The organism is Clostridium grantii DSM 8605, from assembly GCF_900129965.1.
Taxonomy (GTDB): Bacteria; Bacillota; Clostridia; order Clostridiales; family Clostridiaceae; genus Clostridium_AF; species Clostridium_AF grantii.
In genome coordinates, this window is record NZ_FQXM01000003.1 from 224,877 (window position 1) to 245,167 (window position 20,291).

At 27.9% G+C, this 20,291-nt stretch carries 17 protein-coding genes; 1 reads left to right on the forward strand and 16 read right to left on the reverse strand.

Translation table 11 applies throughout. The features are described 5' to 3' along the window. Positions 1-69: 69 nt before the first annotated feature. From leuB to hcp, 11 genes are all read right to left on the reverse strand, one after another. Positions 70-1,134, reverse strand: a complete 1,065-nt coding sequence (gene leuB, locus BUB83_RS03050; protein WP_073336907.1) for a 3-isopropylmalate dehydrogenase — start codon at positions 1,132-1,134, stop codon at positions 70-72. Continuing rightward, positions 1,134-1,622, reverse strand: a complete 489-nt coding sequence (gene leuD / locus BUB83_RS03055; RefSeq protein WP_200801421.1) for a 3-isopropylmalate dehydratase small subunit — start codon at positions 1,620-1,622, stop codon at positions 1,134-1,136. Before leuD ends, leuB begins: the two co-directional genes overlap by 1 nt. Then, positions 1,622-2,887: a 3-isopropylmalate dehydratase large subunit gene (gene leuC, locus BUB83_RS03060; RefSeq protein WP_073336909.1), complete on the reverse strand. Its 1,266-nt coding sequence runs from the start codon at positions 2,885-2,887 to the stop codon at positions 1,622-1,624. The genes leuD and leuC overlap by 1 nt, the downstream gene beginning before the upstream one ends. A gap of 104 nt (positions 2,888-2,991) precedes the next feature. After that, positions 2,992-4,500 (reverse strand): 2-isopropylmalate synthase, encoded by a 1,509-nt coding sequence (locus BUB83_RS03065; RefSeq protein WP_073336911.1) that lies wholly within the window; start codon positions 4,498-4,500, stop codon positions 2,992-2,994. 1,043 nt (positions 4,501-5,543) lie between these two features. Then, on the reverse strand, positions 5,544-6,080 hold the full coding sequence (locus tag BUB83_RS03070; RefSeq protein ID WP_073336914.1) for a DUF5317 family protein: 537 nt from the start codon (positions 6,078-6,080) through the stop codon (positions 5,544-5,546). 1 nt (position 6,081) lies between these two features. Further along, on the reverse strand, positions 6,082-7,389 hold the full coding sequence (locus tag BUB83_RS03075; protein ID WP_073336916.1) for an HD-GYP domain-containing protein: 1,308 nt from the start codon (positions 7,387-7,389) through the stop codon (positions 6,082-6,084). Between the two features lie 318 nt (positions 7,390-7,707). Further along, positions 7,708-8,325 carry a hypothetical protein gene (locus BUB83_RS03080; RefSeq protein WP_073336918.1) on the reverse strand — a complete coding sequence of 206 codons (618 nt, stop codon included), beginning with the start codon at positions 8,323-8,325 and terminating at the stop codon, positions 7,708-7,710. Positions 8,326-8,700: 375 nt separating this feature from the next. Beyond that, complete coding sequence (locus BUB83_RS21830; protein WP_159434039.1) at positions 8,701-8,868, reverse strand: hypothetical protein; 168 nt, start codon at positions 8,866-8,868, stop codon at positions 8,701-8,703. Positions 8,869-9,171: 303 nt separating this feature from the next. Continuing rightward, entirely contained in the window at positions 9,172-10,269 is a 1,098-nt protein-coding gene (locus tag BUB83_RS03085; RefSeq protein WP_073337074.1) for a 6-phosphofructokinase, read from the reverse strand. Positions 10,270-10,406: 137 nt separating this feature from the next. After that, a complete protein-coding gene (locus BUB83_RS03090) occupies positions 10,407-11,891 on the reverse strand; it encodes a GTP pyrophosphokinase (protein WP_073336920.1) in 1,485 nt (494 codons plus the stop codon). Positions 11,892-12,040: 149 nt separating this feature from the next. Beyond that, positions 12,041-13,753, reverse strand: coding sequence for a hydroxylamine reductase (gene hcp / locus BUB83_RS03095; RefSeq protein WP_073336922.1), 1,713 nt, complete (start codon positions 13,751-13,753; stop codon positions 12,041-12,043). A 281-nt stretch (positions 13,754-14,034) separates the two neighbouring features. Between hcp and BUB83_RS03100 the strand changes: the two genes are divergently transcribed. Then, on the forward strand, positions 14,035-14,397 hold the full coding sequence (locus BUB83_RS03100) for a hypothetical protein (RefSeq protein ID WP_073336924.1): 363 nt from the start codon (positions 14,035-14,037) through the stop codon (positions 14,395-14,397). Positions 14,398-14,468: 71 nt separating this feature from the next. Here the strand turns inward: BUB83_RS03100 and BUB83_RS03105 are convergent, their stop codons facing one another. From BUB83_RS03105 to BUB83_RS03125, 5 genes are all read right to left on the reverse strand, one after another. Beyond that, positions 14,469-15,560 (reverse strand): tetratricopeptide repeat-containing glycosyltransferase family 2 protein, encoded by a 1,092-nt coding sequence (locus tag BUB83_RS03105; RefSeq protein WP_084133377.1) that lies wholly within the window; start codon positions 15,558-15,560, stop codon positions 14,469-14,471. An 82-nt stretch (positions 15,561-15,642) separates the two neighbouring features. After that, positions 15,643-16,866, reverse strand: a complete 1,224-nt coding sequence (locus tag BUB83_RS03110; protein ID WP_073336926.1) for a polysaccharide pyruvyl transferase family protein — start codon at positions 16,864-16,866, stop codon at positions 15,643-15,645. Then, a complete protein-coding gene (locus BUB83_RS03115) occupies positions 16,863-19,409 on the reverse strand; it encodes a glycosyltransferase (protein WP_073336928.1) in 2,547 nt (848 codons plus the stop codon). The genes BUB83_RS03110 and BUB83_RS03115 overlap by 4 nt, the downstream gene beginning before the upstream one ends. 121 nt (positions 19,410-19,530) lie before the next feature. Next, positions 19,531-19,851: a hypothetical protein gene (locus BUB83_RS03120; RefSeq protein WP_073336930.1), complete on the reverse strand. Its 321-nt coding sequence runs from the start codon at positions 19,849-19,851 to the stop codon at positions 19,531-19,533. 17 nt (positions 19,852-19,868) lie between these two features. Then, positions 19,869-20,210: a hypothetical protein gene (locus BUB83_RS03125; protein ID WP_073336932.1), complete on the reverse strand. Its 342-nt coding sequence runs from the start codon at positions 20,208-20,210 to the stop codon at positions 19,869-19,871. Between the last annotated feature and the right edge of the window lie 81 nt (positions 20,211-20,291).

The window sequence follows — 20,291 nt, forward strand, 5'->3', positions numbered from 1 at the left end:
AAAATTAATTGGTTAACAATGCATTAAAAAATCGGGTCGGCATGGAAACCGACCCCTACAGGTATAATTTTATAAGTATTGAATAACTTTTTCGCCCATTTCAGTTGTGGATAATAAAGTTTTTCCTTCTTCGTAAATATCTTTTGTTCTGTATCCATTTTCTAGAACTTTTTCTACTGCTGCATTTATTCTGTCAAAGGCTTCATTCATATCAAATGAGTATTTAAGCATCATTGCTACACTCATTATTGTAGCAAGTGGGTTGGCTATATTTTGTCCTGCGATATCTGGTGCTGAGCCATGAATAGGCTCATATAATCCAAATTTATCATCAGATAATGAAGCAGATGGAAGCATTCCTATAGACCCAGTAATTACTGAAGCTTCATCACTTATAATATCTCCAAACATATTTCCTGTTACAATAACGTCAAATTGTTTTGGATTGCATACTAATTGCATTGATGCGTTATCCACATAAAGATAATTTAATTCCACATTTTTGTAATCATTTGATACTTTTTCCACAATTTTTCTCCACAACCTTGAATTCTCTAGTACATTAGCTTTATCTACAAGAGTTAATTTTTTATTACGCTTTTGTGCAATTTCAAAAGCAACTCTTGCTATTCTTTCAATTTCATAATCCATATACTTCATTGTATCCCAAGCTGTTTCAACTCCATCTATTACATCATGAAATTGTTCTCCGAAATAAATTCCTCCAGTTAATTCTCTTACTATCATAATATCTAGTCCATCTTCTAAAAGACTATTTTTTAATGGAGATGCATCTTTAAGTTGATTAAATAAAATTGCTGGTCTTAAATTTGCAAATAAATTAAGTTCTTTTCTTATTTTTAAAAGCCCTGCTTCTGGACGTATTTCTTTAGGAAGTTGATTCCACTTTTCTCCTCCAACTGCTCCAAGTAAAACTGAATCAGATTTTCTACACATTTCTATTGTATCGTCTGTTAAAGGTACTCCAAATCTATCTATTGAATCTCCGCCAATAAACCCATAATTAAAATTTAAAGGAAAAGCGTATAACTCAGATATTTTTTCTAAAACTTTGATTCCTTGATCCATTACTTCTGGACCTATTCCATCACCTTTTAGTATAGTTATATTCATTATTCTGCCATCCTTTCTTTAATCATGTTCACAAGTCCATTTGCATCAATTATTTCTTGAATAAATTCAGGAAAAGGCTCTGCTTGATAAGTTTTATTTTTAGTTATATTTTCAATAGTACCTGCTTTTAAGTCAATTGTTATTTCATTACCATCTTCAATATCCTTTGCAGCTTCTTCACACTCAATTATAGGTAAGCCTATATTAATAGAGTTTCTATAAAAAATTCTGGCAAAAGATTCTGCAATTACACACTCTATACCTGAAGCTTTTATAGCAATAGGTGCATGTTCTCTTGAAGAACCACATCCAAAGTTAGTTCCTGCAATAATGATTTTGCTTTTTTCAGCTTTTAAAGGAAACTCTTTATCGATATCCTCCATACAATGAGAAGCTAGCTCTTTATGATCACTAGTATTTAAATATCTAGCTGGAATTATTACATCTGTATCTACATTATCTCCGTATTTTATCACTGTACTTTTCATTATTTGCATACCTCCTTAGGTGAAGAAATTTTTCCTGTAACTGCTGAAGCTGCTGCCACTGCAGGACTTGCAAGATAAACTTCGCTTTCTGTACTTCCCATTCTACCTACAAAATTTCTATTAGTTGTTGAAACTGCTCTTTCTCCCTTTGCAAGGATTCCCATATGTCCTCCTAAGCAAGGTCCACAGGTTGGTGTAGAGAATACAGCCCCACTATTTATAAAAATTTCTACTAATCCTTCTTTAATAGCTTGAAGATAAATCTTTTGAGTTCCTGGAATAATTATAGCTCTTACATTAGAAGCTACTTGTCTTCCTTCTAGTACCTTAGCTGCAACTCTCAAATCTTCAATTCTTCCATTTGTACAAGACCCTATAACTACTTGATGAATATCTATATCTCCTATTTCATCAAAAGTTTTTGTATTCTCAGGTAAATGTGGAAAAGCTACTGTAGGTTCTAATTTGCTTAAATCAATATCAATAACTCTAGCATATTCAGCATCTTCATCTGCTTTATAAATTGTATATTCTTTAGTAGAATGTTCATTTATATAATCAATAGTTATATCATCAACTTCAAAAATACCATTTTTAGCTCCTGCTTCTATAGCCATATTTGCCATAGTAAATCTGTCATCTATATTTAAATTTTTTAATCCTTCTCCTGAAAATTCCATAGACATATATCTAGCACCATCTACTCCAATCATACCAATAATGTGCAAGATAACATCTTTACCACTAACCCATTCACTAAGTTCTCCAGTAATATTAAACTTAATAGCATCTGGAACTTTAAACCAAGCATCTCCTGTTGCCATACCTGCCGCCATATCCGTACTCCCTATTCCCGTAGAGAAAGCTCCAAGAGCTCCATAAGTACAAGTATGTGAATCTGCTCCTATAACTACATCTCCTGCTACAACCAAGCCTTTTTCAGGTATTAATGCATGTTCAATACCCATTCTGCCAACTTCAAAATAATTTGTTATATCCATTTCTTTAACAAAATCTCTACATTCAACACATTGCTCTGCTGATTTAATATCTTTGTTAGGAGTAAAATGATCTGGTACTATAGCAATTTTATCTTTATGAAAAACTTTATTAACTCCCATTTTTTTAAATTCTTTAATAGCTACCGGAGTTGTTATATCATTTCCTAATACCAAATCCAATTTTCCCTTAATAAGTTGGCCCGCTTTAACTTGTTCCAATCCTGCATGAGCTGCAAGGATTTTTTGAGTCATTGTCATCCCCATTTTTAATACCCCCGTCTTTTTTTTATCTTATTTGAAATATTATTTGCATAATTATTTTTTTAGTAGTTAACTTAAAAGGATTAATAATTAGTGTTTACTGTCAATTATTCAATGCTGTTCTTATATTTATTAATAGCATTTAAATAAGCCCTAGCACTTGCTTCTATAATATTAGTACTAATTCCTTTTCCAACAAATTTCTTACCATTTTTAGCTACTAGAACTCTTACATCACCCAAGGCATCTCTTCCTGCTGTTATTGATTTTATTGAGAAATCTAATAATTCCATTTCTTCTCCTAAAGATCTTTCTATAGCTCTAAATATTGAGTTTATTGGTCCATCCCCAATGGCTGCTTCTTCAAAGATTTCATCCTCCGAAACTACTTTCACTGTGGATGTAGATCTTATTTGATTTCCTGTAGTTGTATGGAAATCTTTTAATATATATTTTTCATTAATTTCAATAACTTCTTCATGAATTAATGCTTCAATATCTTCATCTAATATTTGTTTCTTTCTATCTGCTAATTCTTTGAATTTAATAAAAGCTTCATTGATTTTTTCTTTATCCAAGGAATAACCTAATTCTATTATTCTATCTTCAAATGCATGTCTTCCTGAATGTTTTCCAAGTACCATTACATTATCTTTAAGTCCAATAGATTCTGGTGTCATAATTTCATAAGTCATTCTATTACTCAATACCCCATGTTGATGAATTCCTGATTCATGAGCAAAAGCATTTGCTCCTACTATTGCTTTATTCGGCTGAATCATTACCCCTGTTGTTCTACTAGTTAAAGAAGAAAGTCTATGAATTCTTTCTGTATTAACCCCTGTTTCACAATTGAAGTAATCTTTTCTTGTATTAATAGCCATGACTAGTTCTTCTAAAGCAGCATTTCCTGCTCTTTCCCCTAAACCATTTACTGCACATTCGATTTGATCTGCTCCATTTTCCATAGCCGCTAAAGAATTTGCTACTGCAAGTCCTAAGTCATTATGACAATGCACACTTATCTTTGCTTTATCAATATTTTTAACATTTTCTTTTATTCCTTTAATAAAAGCTCCAAATTCTCCTGGTGTAGAATACCCAACTGTATCTGGAATATTTAAAACTGTAGCTCCTGCATCAATTACTGTTTCAAGAACTTCATATAAAAACTCTGGTCTTGTTCTACTTCCATCTTCCGGTGAAAATTCTATATCATCACAAAGGCTTTTAGCATAAGCAACCATTTCTTTAGCTTTCTTTAGAACTTCTTCTGGCTGCATTTTTAATTTAAATTCCATATGAATATCAGATGTAGCTATAAAAGTATGAATTCTAGGTTTATTAGCCCATTGTATTGCTTCCCAAGCTCTATCAATATCTTTCTTATTTGCTCTAGCTAAAGCTGCTACTGTACAATTTTTTATTTCTTTTGCGATAGCAGAAACTGCTTCAAAATCTCCATTTGATGTTATAGGAAAACCGGCTTCAATAACATCTACTCCAGCTGCTTCTAATTGTTTTGCAATTTCAACTTTTTCTTCTTTGTTTAAACTTACCCCTGGTGTTTGTTCTCCATCTCTAAGTGTAGTATCAAAAATTATAATTTTTCTCATTTAAATGTCCCCCTTTTAGTCAGTGAACAGTTGACAGTGTACAGTTCACAGTTATAGATAATTTTCTTCGAAAATTTATACATTTATTTTAATATTTAAATGTTTAAAAATTGATCTTAGTGTCTTTAAGTGTACAAAAAAACAGACATTGCTCCATTGGAGCGCTGTCTGTGCGCGGTACCATCCAAAATTTCTCTTAATTTCATAACGGCTAAGCCGATGGGATTTCTTTTCCCATTGCTCAAAGACAAGTTCAATAGTTTATTATTTAGGGGTCTCAGCTTTATCCCTTTTCTTTAAAACATATCACTATTTACTACTTCTTATCAACGCATTTTCAGGTTTTGTTAAGTATCCAACTTTCTAGTACTTAACTTACACCATATATAATTTTGTATTTATACACAACAGTGCATATAAATGAATTAATTTGTATAATACAGTATCTTTTGTAAAAAGTCAACATCTTTTCCCAACAACATGATAACTATACTTTTAAATTGAATGTTATTTTCTTAAAAATAGCCGATTTATTAATAGTTTTTTTAGAATTAAAGGTACAAAAAAAACAGCTCTTACTCCATTGGAGCGCTGTTTGCGCGGTACCATCCAAAATTTCTCTTAATTTCATAACGGCTAGGCCGACGGGATTTTTCTTCCCATTGCTCAAAGACAAGTTCAATAGTTGATTATTTAGGGGTCTCAGCTTTATCCCTTTTCTGTAAAACATCTTACTATTTACTACTTCTTTTCATAGCATAAATATAAATTTTTAAAAACTATCTTTTAAAGATTATATAAGAATGAACAAATAATGTCAACCTGTTATTATGCTAAAAATATAAGCATAATTTTCGTTTTAAAGGATTCACTATTCACAATTAGTAATTTTATGCTCCCATTCTTCAATTTATTTAAATATACAAATCCAAAATAACCTTTTAAATTTTAATATTTTTATAGGTATCCCAGTTCAACTATTAATTTATACGTGTCCAAAACTCCTAGAAACATGGAGATTTTGTACAAGTATAAATCAAGTTTCACAGTGGGATCCCTATAAGTGATTCATTTTTCATAGTTTTAATAATAAATCCCATCATAGCTAGCGCCGAAATAATATCGCCTATACTCATTATCATGACCCCACCTGGAATAATATCACTCAAATAATAAAATTTAGTAGTTCTACTAGCTATAACATATAATCCTGTTTTAGTAACATCATAGTTAGCTCCTAATGATTCCATTGCCACTTTACTTACTGGCATTACACCACCATTTGAGAAAATCACTATAGCATTTAATAGAAATCCAAGCCCCATTAAAAGAATAAATTTATTTTCTCTATTAATAAAAATAAATAAGAAAATTATAAAATACATAATTATATCAATAGCAAATGTAAAATTGTTTATATAAATAATTTCATTTCTAAGTAAAATCTTAATAACAATTTCTAAAGATATTGCTATAAAAATCAGATGAATTTTTTTCAATTGGATATTACACAAATTACTAATTTTCCCCTTTGACAAAACACCGATAATCAATGCTAAAATAATAGCTATAGAATTCATATTAACACCTCTCTAACTCATTACCAATCATTGTACTTATATTTGATCTTTTATCCATAACACTTATGTAAGCCTTAACTACTTCTGGATGAAATTGTTTTCCTGAATTGAATGTGATTTCTTTTATGATTTTTTCTTCAGATAAAGCTTTTCTATAAGGCCTATCAGTAGCCATAGCATCTATAGCATCTGCTAATTGAACTATAAACACTTCAAAACTAAGTTCTTTATGAGATTTTTTTAAAGGATATCCCTCACCATCATACCTTTCATGATGAAATCTTACTATATCAATTATACCTTTTGTAATTTTAACATCTTTTAGAATGTTATATCCAATTTCAGGGTGAGTTTTTATCAAATCGAATTCCTCATCTTCTAATCTACCTGGTTTTAATAATATATTATCCGTAATCCCAATTTTTCCTATATCGTGTAATAAAGCTGCCAATCTTATTTCTTCAATTTTCCATTCAGAATATTTTAATTCTCTTGCAATTTCTGTCGCTATTTCTGCTACTCTTTGGGAATGTCCTTCTGTATATTCATCCTTTGCTTCAAGAGATTTTGATAAAGTATTAACCAATTGAATAGATTGATCTTTTGTTTGTATAAATAAAGAATATGTGTATCTGGCAAAGATAGTTGGACAAAGCATTAAAAGTACTCCTAAATAACCAAATGTTTCAAAAATAACTGCTATCAATATACCAAAAGGAATCAACGCAATAGTATTTAATAACATTATTTTTAGATTATTTAAAAATATATAAATAAATTTCTTACCTGAATATGAAGAAACTAATATAGCCATTAATACAGTATTAGCTAAGAAAAATATTATTCCAAATAATAAAATTCTATATGTTTCCCAAATTATACTCGAATTACTAATTATCTCACCCATTAAGATGTACACCCAGTTACCTAGCATTATTGGATTTATTAGCATACAACAATTTGCTATAGTTCCATATAAAGGCGTGTTTAGAGCATGTGTGAATTCTTTCTCACCTTTTTTTACAACACGAAAAACAAATCCTATTGTTATAATTATAATTGCATTAAAGCCTCCAAATAAAACATATGTAGCAACCATTATAGCAAAACTTGTACTAATGGAAATATCTTTATATACTACTGTTAAAGATTCTGTTAAGAAAACCAAAAAAACAAAAAATAAGAATGGCTTAAAATCAATTATTTTTACTATTAAGTAATCACTTTTGATAAATATTCCCAGCAAAAAAAATGTTATCAAATATAGAATTATTAAGAATTTTTTAACTTTGATGGGTATTTTCTTCATATTAACCTCCTATATATAAAGACCAATACAACTTAATTTATCAACAATTCCAAGTAGTTGAATTATTAGGCAATGCTAATATTATTACAATTACCAACCTAGGTAAGTAGCAGAACCACCAGCAGCAGCTAATGCTAATAATGCCATTATAGCTGGTAAATATTTTCTTATTTTCATTGTAAATCCCTCCCTTGTCGCGTATTAACAAGGCTTCGCTATAACTTGCCATAGTTCACTCCGCTTAGGTAAAAGGAAAATCAAATAAGTATAAATTTAACTTAGATATGATAATTAAATTATAATCGGTCTTTATTGCATTTACATGGTGTTGCTTTTTTCTATTTTTCTATTTATGGCATCTAAAGTTGCTTTACATATAGCAACATTAATGTCATTTGAGTCAATAGATGCTCCTATCAATACCTTTTCATTTTCTTTTGTAAACATATTTACAAATACAGTGGCATAAGATACATCTCTATTTTTACTCACTACTACATCCTGTATATGAAACATTATAGTATGTCCAATAATTTTTTCTACTGCTTTAATGGTACATTCTGCTATTAATTTATGTCTATTATTTAAGGTTTTTACCCCTAACTCTGTAGCTCCATATGTATTTCCTTCATAGCCAAGATTAACTGTACACTCTACCACGTTATCTTCAATCTTCATAGATATACCATCTAATTTTATTCTTCTAAATTGTAAGGATTCATCAGTTTGAATTTGAGCTATACTTATAACTTTTCTATCTATTCTAAAATCATATACTGCAATTAAACAGGATTCAATATCTCTAACAATTTGTTTAGGCGCCCTCATTCTATTAGCTAAAATATGTACCTCTTTAATTTCACTTTCATCATGTATTATTTTAACATTTAAAACTCCGTCAATTTTTTTAATAATTCCTTCATATTCAGCTATCATAGTTTGTCTACCCCTTTACAATTATGTAGTTACAACCAAATTAGTGTAAAACGTATATGCAAATTATATCACATTCATCATTAGCAAACAATTAAAATATAAGTATTTTATTGAATATATGCTTTTTTTTACAAATTTATATATTTCATTCCAATATATATCTTTATTTTTTTACATATTCTTTTAATTTATAAAAACATATATATATTTACATTTGTCATTAATATATATTATACAATTTATAATATCATTTAACAATTAATTTTAAATATTATGTTACCAAAAAATTAAAAAATGGCTATATTTAAGTTAAATCTTAACTTTATATACCCATTTTAATAATCTTCTTTTATTTCTACAACATACATCATTACTTTATAATGTCATAAAAGCAATATTATATTCATCTTCACATTCGTTAATTTCGTCTCTATTAGATTTAAGTTCTCTAATATAATCAAAATAACTTGCTTCCGAATTAATTTCGCAATTTCTTTCTTCGCTTATACTAAATCTCATTGTTTCGTTATATTTATCATTCATTTAAAAGTCCCCTTTTTATTTTTTTAAGAAATTCGCCCCAACTTCTTATTTGTAATGATTTTAGCACGTGAATAGCTATATAACAATGAGTTATTATGCCTACTTTTTAGCAATAAATCTATAAATAAATACTTAGTGGTAAATCTATGCTTGGTTTTCAAATTTATTGTTACTTTACTTCATTTCAAAGCTTTTTATAGCAACTTTTTCAAAAATTTAATTCAAAAATTAAAGCTTTCCTGATAAAAAAACCATGAAAAATTAACTTTTCATGGTTTTTTTATTATTTTAATTTATTATTTTTTAGTCTCCAAAACAAATTCCTATAGCTTTAGCTGCTTCCACTATTTCTCCATTAGGATTAACTACTTTAGTAGCACCTATAACATTTTCCAAATGCTCATAACTCATTTTTCTTCCTGTCAAGCAAACCATATTTCCAAATTTATTATTATTAATCATTTCTACAGCTTCTACACCATATCTTGTAGATAAAATTCTATCAAAGGTTGAAGTCATTCCACCTCTTTGTATATGACCCAAAACAGTGCATCTAATTTCATGATTTTTTATAAGTTGTTCTAAGTCATAAGCTAATTTATTACCAATTCCTCCAAGTCTTATCGGATCTGGACTATCTTTAACAACTTTATTTACAACCACATTTCCACCTAAAGGTTTTGCTCCCTCTGCCACAACAATTATGCTAAATAATTTACCTTCTTCTTCTCTTTCTCTTACCTTGTCTACAATTTTATTTATATCATAAGGTATCTCTGGAATCAAAATAACATCTGCTGATCCAGCTATTCCTGATTCCAAACCAATCCAACCTGCATTTCTTCCCATAACTTCTAACAACATTATTCTATGGTGTGATGCTGCTGTTGTATGTAGTCTATCCAACGCATCTACAGCTACATTTAATGCTGAATTAAATCCAAAGGTAACATCAGTTGATGCCAAATCATTATCTATAGTTTTAGGTACTCCGATAACTTTAACTCCTTTTCTAGCAAAATCTCTTGCACTTGTTAAAGTTCCATCCCCACCTATTACAACCAATACATCTATATTCTCTTTTTTCATATTCTCTACTGCAACATCTGAAACATCTTTTTTTACTTCTACTCCATCTTCTTCTACTGTATAGTCAAATAAATTATCTTTATTAGAACTGTATAATATGGTGCCTCCCATATGTTGGATTCCTGAAACTGTTTTAAGTGTTAGCGGCATAAAATCATTATTGTATAACCCTTTATAACCAAATTTATAACCTATTACTTCAACATCATATTTCAAAATAGCTGTTCTTGTGACGGCTCGAATAACTGCATTTAAACCTGGGCAGTCTCCTCCACCTGTTAACAAAGCAATTTTTTTAACACCATTTTTCATCATAAAAATCCCCTCCAGCTAGCCTATATTATTTAGTATTATAAAATTTTTCCTATACTATTATAATAATAACTGTAAATTCACTTATTGTAAATGTTATTTTTGTAATTTTGTAAATTTTCACAAAATTCAAATTCTTACCTTTGTTTTTTCTCAGCTAATTTCAGGATATTTCCATATTCTTTTGTTTCATTATATATTTTTCTTATTTCTTCAATAAATTTTTCATATTCTATATACATTTTATTAATTTCAAATTCATTTACTATTTCTAAATTTAAAAATTCAATATAAACTTTTTTAGTTTCTTGCCATTTATTAAAATCTTTTATGTCTTTACATATAATTTCTATTAAAGAATTTAGTATTCCATTTGTTTTTTCAACGTTATTGTCATAAATATATTTAACTGAATCAACCTTTTTTAATGTTTTTGCAATTTCTATAATTAACTCATCAATTATATATTGAGCTTGATTTTCGTCGAATTTGTCTTTTAACTTTTGTAAATTTTTATTACTATAATATCTATTTTTTATAAAAGATATAAATTTCTCAAAATCTTCTGCATTATTACCTAATTCAATTTCAAATAATATCCTAAAAAATAAATTCCATTCAAAATCAGTGTTGATAGATTTCAAGATTTCATTTCCTAAAATACTAGAAAACTCATCTTTAAATTTTACTTTTCTTTCAAATTTTATTTCACTATCAAAATCCATAGTATTTTTAGAAATGTCATTTAATCTAGTTAAGGTTTTTATCAAGGTTTTATTATAATCATCTAAATTCTCTGCTTTATTTGTTCTGAAAATATATTTCATAATTGTATCGCAAGAATTTCTAAATTCCACTATAAAACCTAGATTATTTTTCATCCTTGTTGAGAATATATCATAAATCATTTTAGATAAAACCGATTCTAGTTCAATCATTCTCACATCTGGATTTGCTGAATTCATTTTGTTATATTGATTGTCTATCATAAGTAATTGATTATCTATCATAGCCAAGTTTTTCTTTATTGATCCTAAAATGTTTTTTATAAATGTATCATCTACTATATAATTATTATTTTTATATACTACTTTATGCTCAATCTCTCCCCAAAAGCTATTAACTAAGGATTTTATTTGAACTTCAAAATTTATTTTATTTCCTGCATATAAATAATACCCATCAATTCTATATATTTTAAAACCATTCTTTTGATTCTGAGGTTGTGGGCTACTTAATTCTAGTTTTATAGAATCATCAATTTGGTTATAGCAATATCCACTATCATCCACAATATCAAAATATTCTTTTAATGCTTTATATATTTTACCTTCATCTTCTCCAAATCTACATTCTATTCTTATCCCTATTAGATCTGATAAATTCGAAAACAATTCATTGGCACAGCCATATTTTTTATAATATGTATTTCTTATTATTTTTTCTTTTAAACTATCACAAGATTTAACTCTAGAATTTATATTAGAATATTGAATTTTCTTTGATAACAATATTTCATGAAAAAATAATTCCAAATCTGTCACTGCTATTTCTAATTGCCCTTGCATCTTTTCTAAATGTTCTGTAACTTCTTCTATAAAACTAAATAATCTTAATTCCATAATTTCCTCCTAGTTGCTAAAAAATAACTCTATAGTTTTGATTATAGCATAAACCAATAAAAGCTAGGTGAAAACTTTTCTTGAAAAAAATAGTAAACAAAAGAAGTCAACAATTTATTTTAAACTGTGAACTTCTTTTGTTTACTCTATTATTGTAAAAACATTTTTATATCATCTTGTACATTTGTAATTCCACCTATACCAAAGTTTTCTACTAAAACATTTGTTACATTTGGAGATAAGAATGCTGGTAATGTTGGTCCTAAGTGAATATTTTTCACTCCTAAGTGAAGTAATGCAAGCAATACTATAACTGCCTTTTGCTCATACCATGCTATATTGTATGAAATAGGCAATTCATTAATATCTTCTAAACCAAATACTTCTTGTAATTTCATTGCAATTACAGCTAATGAATAAGAATCGTTACATTGGCCTGCATCTAATACTCTTGGAATTCCACCTATATCCCCTAACTCTAATTTATTATATTTATATTTTGCGCAACCAGCTGTTAAAATTATTGTGTCATTTGGAATTTCTTTTGCAAAATTTGTATAGTAATCTCTACTTTTAGCTCTTCCATCACAACCAGCCATTACGAAAAATTGCTTGATAGCTCCTGATTTAACTGCTTCTACTACTTTATCAGCTAATGCTATTACTTGGTTATGTGCAAATCCACCAACTATTTCACCTGTTTCTATTTCTGTAGGTGCTGCAGTCTTTTTAGCTAAGTTTATAATTGCTGAAAAATCTTTTTCACCTTCTGCATTTGCTTCTATATGTTTTAATCCTTCAAATCCAACTACACCTGTTGTAAATACTCTATCTTTATAAGAAGCTTTTGGTGGTGCTAAACAATTTGTTGTCATTAATATTGGTCCATTAAACTTTTCAAATTCTTCAGTTTGTTTCCACCAAGCATTTCCGTAGTTTCCTGCAAAATGAGAATATTGCTTGAAAGCTGGATAATAGTGAGCAGGTAACATTTCGCTATGAGTATAAACATCAACGCCAGTACCTTCTGTTTGTTTTAACAATTTCTCTAAATCTTTTAAATCATGTCCACTTATTAATATTCCCGGATTATTTCTAACTCCTATATTAACTTTTGTGATTTCTGGATTACCATAACTTTCTGTATTAGCTTTGTCTAATAAAGCCATTCCATCTACCCCAAATTTACCTGTTTCTAAAGTTAAAGCTACATAATCATTTACAGTTAAAGTATCATCTAAAGTAGCTGCTAATGCTTTATGCATAAAACCATGAACTGCTACATCATTATACCCTAAAGCACTTGCATGCTCCATATAAGCTGATAATCCTTTTACTCCATAAATTATAAGTTCTCTTAATGATCTTATATCTTCATCTTTTGTACTTAAAACTCCAACACTACCCGCTTTTGAATCAAAAGCTTCTACATTATCCGCAAACCAAGTAGCTGCCTCTGGTAATTTAACTTCTTCTTCAGTTTTAACCCCAAGAAAAGAAAGTATTTTCTTTACCCATGTCTCGTTTGATTTTGAGTTTCCTAATTTAACACCTGCTACAATTAAGCTTTTCTTTAATTCTTCTCTTAATTCCAAGCCTTTTTTTATTCTTGCTATAAAAACATTTCTGTCAAAGTTTGCATTTGTTATTGTAGAAAATAAACCTTCCATGATAAATTTATCAACTTCTTTGTTTATTACCCCCACTTCTCTTCCTTTTACACTATAAACTGATAAACCTTTTAATACATATATTAATAAATCCTGAGATTTTGCTAATTTTTCATCCTTACCACAAACCCCTTTAACTGTACAACCTTTACCGCCTGCTGCTTCTTGACACTGATAACAATACATACTCATATTTTTACCTCCAAATTTTTCTTTTGTATTTTTTATTTTATAATAATCTATTGGAAATCCGTTTCTTTACAAATCATATTTTACAAGAATCCTTTCAGTATAGCCGTAACAAATGTTACAAAGCTTTTTTTTACTTGTTAATTCTTATAACGAACATATTAAATATCATTATCATATTATGATAATAAAGCAATATTCATTTTTTTAACTATCTTAGCAAATAAAAAATAATTTAATTATATTACAATATTTCTCTAAACTAATTAAGAGGTGTAGCAATTATGGAGAAAAAAAGAGTTATTCATGCATCCTATGAAAGATACATTAAAGATATACTTTCGTCTGAAGCAAAAATTGCACGCTGCTTGCAAGAATTATTCTGTGAAGGTTTTGTTGATGATCTAAAGAAAATTGAACCTTTAGATAAGCGAGTAAATTTAACACATAGTTTAGTTTGTGCATATGCATGCAAAGAAAAATCCATGGCAGATTTAATAAATGCCTTGAATTATGGTTATAGTATAAAACCTCCTTGTAAACCACATAAAGAAAACTGTAATGTATCTACAGAAAATTTATTACTATTAGGATTAATTGCTGTAATCTTTATTTGCAATTATAAAGTTAATAATTGTTGTTATTAACCACTAAGATACTTTACCACAAAAAAATAAACTACTGCACTTTAGTAGCTTATTTTTTTCTATACAGTTTCTTATTCTTTATCTTTTCTTAATTTAATTAGTTTTTCAATTAATCCCTCATTTAAAGCAACAGTTTTGTCATTAGGTCTAATTTCTTTTACTTTTTCATTATGTTGTTTTGCTAGTTCGTAATCTCCTGATTTCATATAACATAAACTTAATTGCAAATGAGGCAACCAACTCCAACATGCATCGTTAATTAATTCCCAGGATTCATCTGGTTTTTCTAACTCTAAGGCTGCTTTATACCAATAAACTGAAGAATCTAGATTATTTTCTGTAAAAAAATAGAACCCTAGTTTACAACATTGTTCTGCTCGTGGAGTACCATAAAGGAAAGATCTTAAACTAGTCATTTTTGCTTTTTCAATATCCTTAATAGCAAAATAACAATCTGCCAAACTGCTACAAGCAGTTATTTTATCTCTAAGTGACCACTCCAGATCTAAGAATTTTTCATAACCTTCTATTGCTTCTTTATAATATTTACGATAAGCTAATTCATTAGCATAACAATGATAATCTCTAGGTGAAAATTCTTCTCCTTCTTTCATCTTTTTTCTATATATCTCTATATTTCGTTCACCAGAAGGCTTTAATTTTTTATGTGTAACACAAACATCACTATTAATTGAATTCTTATCTTTTCTTATATCTATATATTCATGTACCACTCCACACCATTTATAATTATTCTCTTTCTTAACCAAACGAACTCTTCTATTACTTAATTTAACATTACCTAATTCGTCAAAATCCAAATTATAAATCATGGTTGCATAATTGATGCTTGTATCAAGATTTTCTTTAAGCTTTTTTAGCTTGTTTATATCCTCTTCTAGAAATACATCATCAGCATCAAGCCACATTATATATTCCATAGTAGTTTTATCAAAAGAAACATTTCTTGCTGCTGAAAAATCATCAATCCATGTAAAGTCAAAAATCTTATTTGTATATTTTGCTGCAATTTCCTTTGTTTTATCATCAGAGCCTGTATCTACTATTATGATTTCATCTATAACATCTTTTATTGGATTTAAACATCTATCCAGCACTTCTTCCTCATTTTTTACAATCATACATAAACTTATTGTAACCACATTTTCACCTCATAATAATAATTAAATAAACAATATCCATACTAATTATATTATGTGTGAAATGTGGTTTTGTGTTTTAAAATTACTTTAGGAAGTCTTGAAATAAACCTTGAAATAATTCTTCTAAATTCTTGTAAGCAAGATTTTTAATATTATTCCCTATTTCTACAATTTTTGATTTATCAATAGCTTCTACTTTTACAAATTGCTCATAGATTTCTTCTACATCTATACACATATCATTTTCTTTCGAATCCCAAGTTTCTAAATAACTTTTTAATTTCTTTATGCTTTTATTAATTCCTAGATGCTTAACCCCATAACTTAATGCTGTAATATTTCCATGTAAGCTGCTTCCTATAAAAAATTCTGAATTTGCAATTGTAAATATTATATCAAATAAATTCACTTCTTCCAGTAATAATAATTTCGGAATTTTTAATTTAGAATAAATTATCTTTAGAGCTTTTAAATCATTATGATTTTCAGCTAAACCTATGGGTAATAATACTATGGGGCATCCATAGGTATCATAAATTTTATTTAATTCATTTATAAGGATTTCTTCTTTTTTCCATGTAGATCTTAAATTAATCTGAAAACATATATATCCCTTATAAGCTTTTAAATTTTCTTTTAATTTTTCATTTGCTAAAGTTTCTAACTTTTCTTTTGTAAATATATCTGATATAATAGCCCCGCTATCTGGATATAATTCACAAGGAATAGATAAATTATTTAAATTCTCCTTGGTTTTGCTATCTCTAACAGACAAATAATCTGCTTTATCCAATAATTCTCTTACAACTTCAATTTCTTTATTGCCTAATTCATTTAATGTTGAGCCTCCAACGGCATTATAAACAATCTTTGAGTTTATTGGAATTGAATTTTTATCAGGTATCCATGGGAATTTAGATTTCAAATCATAATGGTCAATCAAAAAAAGTTCCACATCTGCTGCAAATCCACTACTTATTAATTTATTCAATGCAATAACATCTTTACTTTCTTTTAAAGTATCCATATATGAGTAAATAATTCTAACCGGAAGTAGATCTCCTCCCCCCAGAATTATATAATTATATTTATCTTCATTACAATCTCTATAAAACTCTTTCATAGCTTTTGTTTTTAAAGCTCCTATATTGGATAAATCGCTATTTTCTAATGAATAAACTTTTATCTCATAATTATTTATTTTATCTATTATATATTTTTCAATATACTGTTGAAGTATTATAGGAAATAATAAATCTCCATAATTAAATCTATCAACGGCTCCAAGTATTTTAAATTTTATCATACTAATCTAAACCTACTTTTTAATTCTTCATGATAATTTTTTAACTCTTCAAGACTTTCCTCATTATATAAACCTGATTTTATAAATTTATCAAGTATAAAGGAACAATATCTTTCACAATTGCTTATTGCTTTCATATAATCATTCTTATCTTGTAAAAATCCCTTTTCTCTAGCTGTAAGAATTTCATGAGCATAATCTTGATTACCTAGAAGAATCATTTTATCACTATTTAATTGTTGATTAGGATGAATTCTAAAATAACTCAATGTTTCTGCAATATACACCATCTTCCCTTTTGCTAATAAATTTAACCAAGTGGCCATATCTACATTACATCCATATTTCCTTTTATTAAAAGTTCCAAAAGGTTCTTTTAAATCTTTTTTTCTAAAAAGAACTGTAGTTGGTTCTCCAATACAATTATAATTATTTATTAATACAAAATTACCAAAAATTATCCCATCTAATAAAGTATCTTCATCAAATAATTTTTCAGTAACTCCTACACAAGAAAGTTTTTCTCCATGTTCATTTATCATCTGTCTATGAGATGTTATTAGTTTTATTTCTTCATTCACATCGCTAATAAAATACTTCATCATTTTTTCTATTTTAGTTAACTCAAATACATCATCATCCATTAAGTAATTTATATAATCACCTTTAGCTAACCCAAAAAGTTTTAAATCATTTTCAAATTGTCCTAGATTTTCTTTATTTCTATAGTATCTTAAATTTTTATACTTACCAATAAATTTTTCAGTTATCATTTTTTCTACAGTATCTTCACTGCTATCATCACAAATAACCACTTCAATATTTTTATAAGTTTGATTTAAAGCGGTATTTAAAGCTAATTCTAAATATTCAACTCTATTATAAGCCGGTATTAGAATACTAACTAAAGGTTTATTCTCTTCTAAAGTTTCTTTTGTTTTTATTATCTCTATTTGGTTGTTTTCTATTTTATTTATTAATAAACGAATGATTTTTTCCTTATTATTGCATTTATTTTCTATCAATTTATTGAGAATATTAATACTTACTTCTGCATTTAAAAGCATCTTAACTAATTCTTCTGAACTTTCTTCTACAAAAGAATCCTGGTCAATTCTTTTAATAAGCAATTCAACTTTATTTTTATCAAAACTTATATTTTGTTTTTTATAAAATTCTTCTTCTTTTATAGCTTTTAAAATAAATTTATTAGTTTTATATTCATTGCGTAAATCTTTATCTGTCAGATTGTTTAATGAATTTATTATTCTATCACACTCTATACTATAAGCATTATAGCTTCTATCTATATCTTCAATCATATAGCCTTGATCATTAAATAATTCTTTAATATTACTTAAGCTTAAATATGGGAAATGATTTTCTTTTGTTCCTATATTATCAAATAACTTTTTATCCCCATTATTTAATTTGTATATAACACTATAGTTCATTGAATTACTTATGCTAGCTATTAGCTGTCCTTCATCTTTTAGATATTTTTTTATCTTTGAAAGAACTATATTGGGATAATGTAGCAATTCAATTATATCCCCCATAATAATATAATCAAAAAAACCTTCTTCATAATTTAATTCTAAATTCTCAATATTAGCAATTTTTATATCTGCAAAATTATTAGCCATAAAAGCGGCATTCTCATTTATTTCAATGCCATATAAATTTGCTTTCTTATATATATTCTTTATTTGTAGTAGTGTTCCTCCACAAGCGCAGCCTATATCTAATACATTTATCTCATCTTTAATAGGTTTATACATGAAATTTATTAAATCAAATCTAATATTTGAAGAATATTCTATATCAAAACCCCATTTATCAATAAATTTTTTCTTGTTCTCATATAGCAGATTGCCAAATTGTGATTTGTTATCTTTAAATGTAACACTTCCAAAATGATGAATAAAAGAATCTTTGCATAAAATCAGCCTATAACCAGATTTTCTTATTCTGCAACAATAATCATCATCCTCAAAATTTCCAGGAGTAAATATTTCATCAATAAATCCAATTTCATCTATTACTTTTCTTTTAATTAAAATACAAAAACCAATTAATTTTAATCTTTCTTCCCACATGTTAGCATTAAGCACATTATTTTTTTCTACAAATTTTAACATTTCCTTTGTGGATTTGTATTCTACAGCTATTGTTTGAAAATAAGAACAATTGTTTGTAACTGGTCCCACCGCTGCTATATCATCACTGCTATATAAACAATTAGTTAAATTGCTAAGCCAGTTATAAGTTACTATGGTATCATTATTTAATAATAAAATATTATCTCCTGTAGATATTTTAATACCTTGATTACAGCCCCTAGGAAAACCCTTATTTTCTTTATTATAAATTGCTTTTATATCATTTTGCTCTTCAATCCATTGAATCGTTCCATCAGTTGAATTATTGTCTACAATAATTATTTCATAGCTATCTTTTTCAGTATATTTCCTTATACTTTCTACGCAAAGTTTAGTATAACCTAGCTTATTATAAGTTAAAATTATAATACTTGTTTTCATTATTACCCACCTTAACAATTACTTTAAATAACAAAAGAGCGAAGAATTCGCTCTTTTATTTATATAAACATAACTCTTTTATTTAAGGAGCTATCATATTAATTCTAAAAATAATTTACTATTACTCTGCACCATTACAACTACAAGCACAAACAACTGTTGGGTCTACACCGTTATCAACTGCTGTTTTCTTAGCAATAGCTTTAACTAAATCAGCCATAGCACATTCTTTAGCTACGTAACCACAAAGCAATGTTTTAATAGCTGTAACTTGTGCAGTAACTTGGTTTACTGTTGGTTCTGCAGGTATAACAACTATTTCTTGTAAACTTGGTACAAAAGTTGAACACAAAAATTGCGCCATCCCTTGAACTACATTTGCTTCTGCTTCCATTATAACATCCATTGATTCTGGATCTGTGAGTACTGGTAAAACTGCCATATTTTTTTCCTCCTATTCTACTTTTTTAAGCAACAACAATCGCTGCAACCACTACTTGCTCCACCAACTAAACCTTTTTCTACTGCAAGTTTACAAGCAAGTGCTTCAATTAACTTAGCTGCAGAAAGTTCTTCGCATGCATATGCACATAAAGTGTTTTTCATGAATTCAACTTTATCAGTTAATTCTGCTGGAGTTACTATTTCTATATTTGACAAAATTGTTCCTTCCGCTGGTACATAATCTACTTCTGCAGAATAAAACAAATTACTTAAACATTGAATTATCCCAGCTTTTGCTTCTGCTATAGCATCTATACTTTCAAATGAATCTAGTTCTGCTAATGTTACTATTGGCATATCTAATTTACCTCCGTTTCAAATTGTATAAATTTTTTAATGCTGTAGATGTATCCATTAAAGTGTATTAACAATCCACAT

Bases quoted from the DNA above. Each gene is read 5' to 3' on its own strand.
- BUB83_RS03070 (WP_073336914.1), bottom strand. From the start codon at position 6,080: ATGAATTCTATAGCTATTATTTTAGCATTGATTATCGGTGTTTTGTCA.
- leuB (WP_073336907.1), bottom strand. From the start codon at position 1,134: ATGAATATAACTATACTAAAAGGTGATGGAATAGGTCCAGAAGTAATG.
- BUB83_RS21830 (WP_159434039.1), bottom strand. From the start codon at position 8,868: ATGAATGATAAATATAACGAAACAATGAGATTTAGTATAAGCGAAGAA.
- BUB83_RS03065 (WP_073336911.1), bottom strand. From the start codon at position 4,500: ATGAGAAAAATTATAATTTTTGATACTACACTTAGAGATGGAGAACAA.
- BUB83_RS03075 (WP_073336916.1), bottom strand. From the start codon at position 7,389: ATGAAGAAAATACCCATCAAAGTTAAAAAATTCTTAATAATTCTATAT.
- BUB83_RS03125 (WP_073336932.1), bottom strand. From the start codon at position 20,210: ATGCCAATAGTAACATTAGCAGAACTAGATTCATTTGAAAGTATAGAT.
- BUB83_RS03080 (WP_073336918.1), bottom strand. From the start codon at position 8,325: ATGATAGCTGAATATGAAGGAATTATTAAAAAAATTGACGGAGTTTTA.
- BUB83_RS03115 (WP_073336928.1), bottom strand. From the start codon at position 19,409: ATGAAAACAAGTATTATAATTTTAACTTATAATAAGCTAGGTTATACT.
- BUB83_RS03090 (WP_073336920.1), bottom strand. From the start codon at position 11,891: ATGGAATTAAGATTATTTAGTTTTATAGAAGAAGTTACAGAACATTTA.
- leuC (WP_073336909.1), bottom strand. From the start codon at position 2,887: ATGGGGATGACAATGACTCAAAAAATCCTTGCAGCTCATGCAGGATTG.
- BUB83_RS03110 (WP_073336926.1), bottom strand. From the start codon at position 16,866: ATGATAAAATTTAAAATACTTGGAGCCGTTGATAGATTTAATTATGGA.
- hcp (WP_073336922.1), bottom strand. From the start codon at position 13,753: ATGAGTATGTATTGTTATCAGTGTCAAGAAGCAGCAGGCGGTAAAGGT.
- leuD (WP_200801421.1), bottom strand. From the start codon at position 1,622: ATGAAAAGTACAGTGATAAAATACGGAGATAATGTAGATACAGATGTA.
- BUB83_RS03100 (WP_073336924.1), top strand. From the start codon at position 14,035: ATGGAGAAAAAAAGAGTTATTCATGCATCCTATGAAAGATACATTAAA.
- BUB83_RS03120 (WP_073336930.1), bottom strand. From the start codon at position 19,851: ATGGCAGTTTTACCAGTACTCACAGATCCAGAATCAATGGATGTTATA.
- BUB83_RS03085 (WP_073337074.1), bottom strand. From the start codon at position 10,269: ATGAAAAATGGTGTTAAAAAAATTGCTTTGTTAACAGGTGGAGGAGAC.